This window comes from Chromatiales bacterium 21-64-14, assembly GCA_002255365.1.
Lineage (GTDB): Bacteria > Pseudomonadota > Gammaproteobacteria > 21-64-14 > 21-64-14 > 21-64-14.
On the sequence record NCBI01000082.1, the window covers coordinates 1 to 5,068 of the forward strand.

Annotated in this window: 5 protein-coding genes; 2 read left to right on the forward strand and 3 right to left on the reverse strand. The window is 63.7% G+C overall.

Translation table 11 applies throughout. From position 1 onward, the window contains the following. Together B7Z66_15840 and B7Z66_15845 are read right to left on the reverse strand one after the other, a co-directional pair. The coding region (locus tag B7Z66_15840) for a hypothetical protein (GenBank protein OYV74606.1) at window positions 1-616 on the reverse strand (616 nt) is incomplete at its 3' end. 6 nt (window positions 617-622) lie between these two features. After that, the gene (locus B7Z66_15845; protein ID OYV74610.1) at window positions 623-1,678 is read right to left on the reverse strand and encodes a hypothetical protein; all 1,056 of its coding nucleotides are present in this window, start codon (window positions 1,676-1,678) and stop codon (window positions 623-625) included. A 458-nt stretch (window positions 1,679-2,136) separates the two neighbouring features. Here B7Z66_15845 and B7Z66_15850 point away from each other — a divergent pair, with 458 nt between their 5' ends. Next, window positions 2,137-2,322 carry a hypothetical protein gene (locus B7Z66_15850; protein OYV74607.1) on the forward strand — a complete coding sequence of 62 codons (186 nt, stop codon included), beginning with the start codon at window positions 2,137-2,139 and terminating at the stop codon, window positions 2,320-2,322. Window positions 2,323-2,733: 411 nt separating this feature from the next. Continuing rightward, on the forward strand, window positions 2,734-3,630 hold the full coding sequence (locus B7Z66_15855) for a hypothetical protein (protein OYV74608.1): 897 nt from the start codon (window positions 2,734-2,736) through the stop codon (window positions 3,628-3,630). 869 nt (window positions 3,631-4,499) lie between these two features. Here B7Z66_15855 and B7Z66_15860 read toward each other — a convergent pair. Beyond that, on the reverse strand, window positions 4,500-4,763 hold the full coding sequence (locus B7Z66_15860; GenBank protein ID OYV74609.1) for a hypothetical protein: 264 nt from the start codon (window positions 4,761-4,763) through the stop codon (window positions 4,500-4,502). Between the last annotated feature and the right edge of the window lie 305 nt (window positions 4,764-5,068).

Here is a 5,068-nt window from a genome sequence, read left to right on the forward strand (position 1 = left end):
CCCAGTGCTCGAAGTGCGCGCGCAGGTGCTGGGTGTATTCGAGTGCCTGGGCGAGGATGTAGGTGCGGGCCTGGACCTCGCCTTCGAGGTCCTCGAGGATGCGGCGGTTGCGCAGCAGATGCATGAGCAGCGAGGCGAGCAGCAGGATCAGACGCTCGTGTAGTGGGCCGAAGGTGTTGGGTTCGGGACGGGCGAGGACGAGCACGCCGAGGCGGTCCTTGGGGTTGCCGATGGGGGCGCAGAGCAGATCACCGTGGCCCGGTGGATGGAGGCCCTCGTGGGTGCAATCGGGGCAGTGCGGGGTCCCGTTGCGGACGCGACACAGTGCGCGCAGTTCCCCGATCGGTAGCGGGTGGTTCGCTTCGGTGATCGCGGCGGTGATGCGCTCGTCAACGGACGCCGGCGCGGCTGCTGGCGCCGCGATCGATTGAACGATTTCGAGGGCCAGCGCGTCGCCCCGCTGGCCAAGTTCGAGCTTGATCATGGGCGGCGACGGCGCGGCGTGGTGTTCGACGGTGAGCGTGAGCTCGCTGCCCGAGCGACGCAGATACAGGTTCGAGTCGCCCCAGGCGTGGAACTCGGATGAGCCGTGCAGCGCTTGCCGTGAGTTAGTCATCCGGGTTCAGGATTTGTTGACCTGCGCACGAGTGGTGGATTCACGAAGCAGGCGCCGCAGCCCTGTGAACAGGTTACGCTCACTTGAATTCAGGAACCAAGCCGGGTCCGACAGACCGGCCGTCAGGCGCCGGTAAGCGGTGCCAAGGTTGTGATACGGCATGCCCGGGAAAAGATGATGGGTTGCGTGAAAGCGCAGGCCAACCGGCGCCCATAGCGGCGTCAATAGCGGGTGGCCGGGCACATCCACTGAGTCGTGGAACTGCTCCATCAGGCTCAGTGAGCGCTCGCCTGCGAATCGATAACGGTGTGCGACCAGCGTGCGCAGGCCGTTCAATAGCAGTATGCCCATCAGCAACAGATACCATAGGATCAACACCCGCCAAGGCAGCACGCCAAATGCCATCAGGGCCATGGCAGTGCTCGCGCAGAACCACGCGTACATATCCTGCCAGCGCCAGCTTGGATCGTCATGCTTGGAACGTGGGCGTTTGAACTCCGGGTCGATAACCAGCGACGAGGCTCGCTCCCACAGCCACACCGCCAGCGGTGGAATTAGCCAGGAAAGCGGCACCAGGATCATGGCACGCACCAATACAAATGCCGGCACTATCAGACCGAGCGCCCAGTGCGCGACCACGTTGATTGTGCGCATCCGCGCGAAGGGCAGATATTCACCGTCATCACGAGTACCGTAGCGCTGCTGGTAATGGTGGAGGTTGTGCACACCACTGTAGGTATACGATTGCACCAGCACCGGGCCACCACAGAGCAGATTCCAGGCCAGACGGAAGCCGGGCCACACCCTGGGTCCGAGATGCGCCAGCTCATGTACGAAAATGACCGAGCGGTAAAGCGCCACGATGCTGAAAGCAATTGCGGCCGCCTGCAGGGCCGACCATGCCGGCAACAATACGGCGGCCACAAACGTAGTCCAGCCAGTCGCAGTGCTCATCAGGAAATCGAACCAGTACAGCCCGGGCCGCGCGGTGAAAAGATCGCGCACCAAGCCGCGTGCCTCGGCCAGCGCAGCGGCATCGCCAGCATTGGAATGTAACAGCATGCCGGTGGGTGTTGCGGGGATGGACATCGCTTATCTCCTCGGGACACGCGATCAGACTGTAGCCGCCAATGTACGCTCGATATTCACGCCATTATAAATGGGCGGATGTGATTTCATCGTGCTCGGCATGGCGGGTCATCCGTATCGCTGGATCGATGGCACTGAGTGGAGCACCAGCAGCCTGCGCAGGAGGCGGTAAGATTTTGAGGGAAAAGGTGAAAATTAGCTTCGGGGTGATCATACATACATTGGTGTGAGACAACTCCCCAACACGCCGGTGGCCAACGTTCATGGGTCCTACTTTAATACGCCAACGTTCCGGAAGACAACGTCGCGTCAGGAAACATCTTCGCCGAGTCGATGCCACCCATTTCTTTAATCTGCTCACCCACCCACGATAGCTGGTGGGCGTTGAGGTGTTGCTACCAGAGCATCGGAAACGCAGGTTTCCGTCCACGGTGGCCTTGGCGATATTCCTGGCGGAGGTGCTCCGTGCGGACGGCGCGCGCCCGAACGTGGTGTACGAGGCGATTGTCAAGCAGCGTGCCGCACGGGGTACCTGCGGGCAGTGCGGACGCCGAGGGTATTGCATGGCGGCGCGGCACCGCCTGCTGGTCGAGATGGCCTGTGAGCGGGCGTGCTAGGCGGCAGCGCCGCTCAGCGCGCAGACACCTCGACGGCAGCTGTGGCGAGATCGGCACGTGAAGCTGGTGGATGGTACGATGGGTTGGATACCGAAGCGCGCCACACGGATTTCCGCACGGGCGGGAAGCAAGCTCGGCGGCTACGATCACGTGGTGCAGTGAAAAAAACCCCGGCCGTGGCCGAGGCGGATGCCCCCGCAGCAGTATCCGGGTTATCCAGATGAGATCCCGCTTCGGGGGACGAAGGACCGCAAGGAAGTCGCTCGGGTGCGCCCGGTTCTGGAGCAGCGTGGGTTGTCGTGTCGATTTTGGGGCTTGATCAGAGCCTCCTTAAGCAAAGCCCACGTCCCCGCCATCGATTGATCGCCCTGGGGGGGTTGCGTTAAAGTCCGGGGGCGAGGCGGGCGGCATATGGCACAGAGGCGTTACCGGATATTCATCAGGAACATCATCCGAGGCGGCGCGATCGGCGTGGTCCTGCTGCTCGTGCAAAGCGCCCATGCCGATGCACGCCAGGAACGGGGCTCGCTCGGGCACCTGCCGTCGATCAATCGGGCCGTCGTGGATTACGCCTTGGGTCTGCAGGGGACGCCCTATCGTTACGGGGGCGATTCGCCCGCCACGGGTTTTGACTGTAGTGGGTTCGTCGCCTATGTCTATCGCGCGCTCGGCGTACGGTTACCCCACTCGGCGGCCGCGATGGCCGCCGTCGCACGCCCGGTACCGGTTTCCAGGATGCGGCTGGGGGATCTGCTGTTTTTCGACACCCGCGGTGCACCGTACTCCCATGTCGGTCTCTATGTGGGGGACGGCCGGTTTATTCATGCGCCCACCTCGGGGGGAGATGTCACGTTGTCCAGCTTGCGGCAGCCGTACTGGGCGAGACGTTTTGAGGGGGCGCGTGAGATTGATGGCGCGCGTGCCTGCTGCTCACCCCCGCGGTCGCCCGCCCGGGGGCGATGGCATACGATCGCGCCGGGCGAAACCTTGAGCCAGATCGCTTTTCGCTACCACGTCACGGTCACCCGTCTGCGTTGGGTCAATCGCCTGCGCGGCACGGCGATCCGGGCCGGAGGGCGGCTGTTCATTCCGGGCACCGGTCACGTGCGTGCAGAGCGCGATCTGCACGCCCGCCCGAAACAACCCATCAGGGCACATGAGCGGATCCATATCGTGCGTCGCGGCGATACCCTGTGGGGTATCGCTCGTGCGGCCGGGATTTCGGTGGCCCGCCTGGCCCGGGGGAACGGGCTCGTTGCGGGAATCGATATCAGACCCGGGCAGGCGCTGGTATTGGTGGGCCGATGACGCTCGGTAAGCGTCCCACCCTGTCGCCTTGAGCCCGCAACGGGAGGTACGAAGGTGCACCCGTCATGGTGCGCGCCCCGGTCTCGGTTTTCACCTCGTTGGGGCGGGGCATAATCGCATCGATGGCGGTGGTTTCTGGAACTGTAATGGCGCGCGCGGCCCCATCGTTCCTGGGAATCAGGATCCGACGGTGCGACCGGCGCGGTGCCAGGGGATCATGGCCGCCGCTTGGCCGTGCGCGCGGGCCGAGCGCCAGAGTTGCGCGAGCACCCGTCTGACCTCCGGTTGCATGGACTCGGGGTAGGGCAGTCCCGGTGGCAGGTTTGCCAGCAGCCGGCGGTGGGCGCGGGGCAGGTTGTGTACGGGATCGTCGGGGACAGGTGATGCAGGACGTGATAGCGCAGCCCCAGAGGGAACAGCACCGCGTTGAGGGGTGAGTGTCCCGTAATGGTGATCGAGTCGCGCAGTTGGTCGAGGTTGCTGCGGGGTTCGTCCGAGCTTGCTCTTGGGGGATAGGATGCAAAACGAGCCGTGCGGGACGCCAGTATCTAGTCATCACCGCCTTGCAGGGTCAGGATCAGAAGGGCATGGTTCTGCTGACCTTGGGCAGCCGGGTGTTGAAGGCATCACAAAATATTGCGGAGCAACCACCGCTCTAAGCGGTAAGGTGGCCGACCCGTGTCTACCCCGCCAAACTGATTGCCGGTGCCGAGACGGGTGTTCCATGGTCGGGGTGGTGCGTGCGGTGCGGGGCAACGCCTGCGTCTACGGCCCGCTGGTGCGGCGTCGGTGGGCCGCCTACTCCACCGGGTATCGCTGACGCGACCCGTCCGTGCGTTGTCTGTGAGGCGCCAATCACGCCGCAATTGTCAGGATCCGAGGAGCGATGCGGCGGTGAGCAATACCGCCAGACTCCTGGATGCCACAACCAGGGTATCGCTGGAGAGCGGCGGATCGGCCGGCACCAGCCGGATATCCTTCGGGCTCGCCGCGGCGGTGTCGATATAAAGTCGCCAGGGCCCGGTAGCCCGAGGCAGTCTGAACGGCACTGCCACGTCAGTGGCGTTGAACGACGCGCACAGGTGGGGCTGCTCTAGGGTGAAAGTGGACCCCGAGCAGTGCATCGCCCTCATCCCAGTCCACCGGTCCGCCAGCCGCGCTGACCCAGCCGAGTTCCTGCGGTGTATAGAATGCCTCTTCCGACAGCATGGGGACCAGGCGGCGAAATTGGATCATCGACCGTGTGAACCGGATGATGTCCGCGTGCCGGGAAGCGAGTGACCAGTCGTACCAACTGATGTCGTTGCTCTGACAGTACGCATTATTGTTCCCCCTTTGACTGCGTCGAAACTCGTCTCCACCGAGCAGCATAGGAATTCCGCGGGAGAGCATCAGGGTTGCGATGAAATTCCGGATTTGGCGGGCACGTGTCGATTCG